Raw genomic sequence first — 2,381 nt, 5'->3', positions numbered from 1 at the left:
GCGACGTCGAGCATGCCAATAACGCCCTCACCCCTATCTTTGATAAAGAGAAAGAGCAAAACCGGCTACGTGAAGCGCAGCTGATTGGCGAAATTGGCAGTCAGGTCAGTGATATCGCGCGCACGCAGGGGCAGATTATTGCCACCAAAGCGGCGAACGAGAAGATGAAGGACGTGAAGCCTGAAGATATCGCGGCGGCAGAGAAACAGTGGAAGAAGGATAATCCGGGGGAGGTGCCCACGGCTGAGGACATCAACCAACAGATTTACCAGACGGCGTACAACAAGGCGTTTAACGAATCGGGCCTGGGAACAGGCGGCGCGGTACAACGCGCCATGCAGGCAGCCACGGCGGCAGTACAGGGCTTAGCGGGCGGGAATATGGCGGCAGCACTGGCGAACGGCGCCGCACCGTATATTACCAAACTGATCGCCGACACCCTGCCGGATGATCCCGTATCGCGCACATTGGCACATGCGGCGGTCAATGCGGCCTTGGCCGCGGCGCAGGGTAATAATGCGCTGGTTGGGGCCGGTGGCGCGGTGACAGGCGAACTGATGGGCATGATTGCATTGAGTGCTTATGGTAAGCCGGTAAGCGAACTGAGTGAGACGGAAAAACAAACGGTCTCAGCGCTGGCCACACTGGCGGCCGGGTTGGCTGGAGGATTGATTGGTGATAGCACAAAAGATACAGTAGCAGGGGCGCAGACCGGTAAAACGGTGGTCGAGAATAACTGGCTGAGTTCGACTCAGGCGCTGACTTTCGATAAGGAACTGTCGGATTGCCGTAAATCCGGTGGTGACTGTCAGGCGGTTATCGATAAGTGGAAGCAAGTCAGCGATAAGCAGAGCGCAGAGACTGACCAAAAGCTGAAAGACAACCCGCTGGAGGCCGTGGTTATTGATAAGGAACTGGCTCAGGGTGGCGTTGATATGACAGAGCGCCCCGGCTGGCTGGGCAACCTTCCCGGCGTGGACGTGATGACCAGTGAGGAAGCTAAAGCCTACATCCAGCAGTGGAACGGTCAGGATCTGGCAAATATCGATGTAAACAGTCCAGGATGGACGTCGTTTGCGGCGTTTGCATCAGACCCGGAAAACCAGGTTATGGTAGGCTCGCTCGGATTGCTGGCGAAAAATCTGACTGCTGCGGCCATCTCGTTTATGGGGAGAAATACGGCAACGGGCACCATTAGTGCTGCTGAAACAGGTATAAAATGGGGTCAGGGTAATATGAAGCAGGGTATGCCGTGGGAGGATTATGTTGGAGCTTCATTACCAGCGGATGCCCGCTTGCCTCAGAACTTTAAAACCTTTGATTACTACGATGGCGCGACTAAGACGGCTGTGAGCGCGAAATCGATGGATACCCAGACGATGGCCAAACTGGCTAATCCGAATCAGGTTTACAGCACAATTAAGGGAAATATTAATGCCGCTGCGAAATTTGAGCGGGCTGAATTATCAGGGCAATTACTTAATTCTTCAATGATTACTAACAGAGAGATCCAATTGGCTGTTCCTGCTAATACAACTAAAGCACAGTGGGTAGAAATTAACAGGGCTATTGAGTATGGTAAAAGCCAAGGTGTAACCGTTAAAGTGACACAGGTGAAATGATGGAATTCAATAAAGATCAGGATTACTGGGCTAGTGTGTATCACACAAAAGAATTTATGTGTATAGACACCTATTCCGGGTTGGGACGAGTGGGTAGAGATCCTGTTTTTCCATCTCATTTATTACCAGAAGATATAGATGATCATCGCTTGGGTGAGACAATATTACAGGCATTGTCTGATAGCAGGACATTAACTGAGCTTGCAGAGCGTGTGGCATTTTTTGACCTTGAAAAAGGCAAAGAGCAATACGCTACCTGGATAGCAATGTTAATGGAAAAATACGGCTATAAAACTAAAAAATCCCTATTTAAAGATATGAAAAACTGTGGCATCCACTGTGTGAATGGCGCAATTAAAATATCTCCTACTCGCCATGAAAAACTGGAAGCATGGGGAAGGACTAAAGGTGATGGTATTGAAGACGTTATTCTTTCTGTAGACAGTTCACCTGAAGAAATCGGTGCTGGGTTACGGCTGGCACTTAGTCGTTGTAAAGGTTAAATCATAAATCCCGGCCAATCAAACCGGGATCTTTTTATTATCCATCAGAACAAAACCCCAACCGCCAAAAATTGGGGTTTTGTTTTTTTAGCGTTCAGGCGTGGATGTCGGCCGTGACCTGCTACTGCAAAGCCAGCAAGACAGCGACAATTATGACTCGAAGCAGACCAGCACCAGCGGCGGTGTCAGTGTCGCGGTAACCGGAGGCGGTTCAGCCAACCTGAGCATGAGCCGGGACAAGCTGCACAGCAACTAT

2 protein-coding genes and 1 pseudogene are annotated in these 2,381 nt (G+C 50.3%); all 3 read left to right on the top strand.

Annotated features, from left to right (window positions below; all coding sequences use genetic code 11):
- Positions 1 to 1,622, top strand: a 1,622-nt coding sequence (locus YROHD0001_RS00115) for an endonuclease toxin domain-containing protein (RefSeq protein WP_032818587.1), incomplete at its 5' end; no start/stop codon positions are given.
- Positions 1,622 to 2,125, top strand: a complete 504-nt coding sequence (locus YROHD0001_RS00120) for a contact-dependent growth inhibition system immunity protein (RefSeq protein WP_032818585.1) — start codon at positions 1,622 to 1,624, stop codon at positions 2,123 to 2,125. The genes YROHD0001_RS00115 and YROHD0001_RS00120, both read left to right, overlap by 1 nt.
- Before the next feature lie 103 nt (positions 2,126 to 2,228).
- Positions 2,229 to 2,381 (top strand): annotated as a pseudogene (locus YROHD0001_RS21000) (hemagglutinin repeat-containing protein); the annotation flags it as partial.

The sequence above is a fragment of the Yersinia rohdei ATCC 43380 genome (genome assembly GCF_000173775.1).
GTDB lineage: Bacteria > Pseudomonadota > Gammaproteobacteria > Enterobacterales > Enterobacteriaceae > Yersinia > Yersinia rohdei.
The sequence above is the reverse complement of the archived record's forward strand: the minus strand, read 5'-3'. Positions and strand labels throughout refer to the sequence as shown.

What these genes read in the sequence shown, in the direction of transcription:
- YROHD0001_RS00120 (WP_032818585.1), top strand. Translation starts at nt 1,622, where the DNA reads ATGGAATTCAATAAAGATCAGGATTACTGGGCTAGTGTGTATCACACA.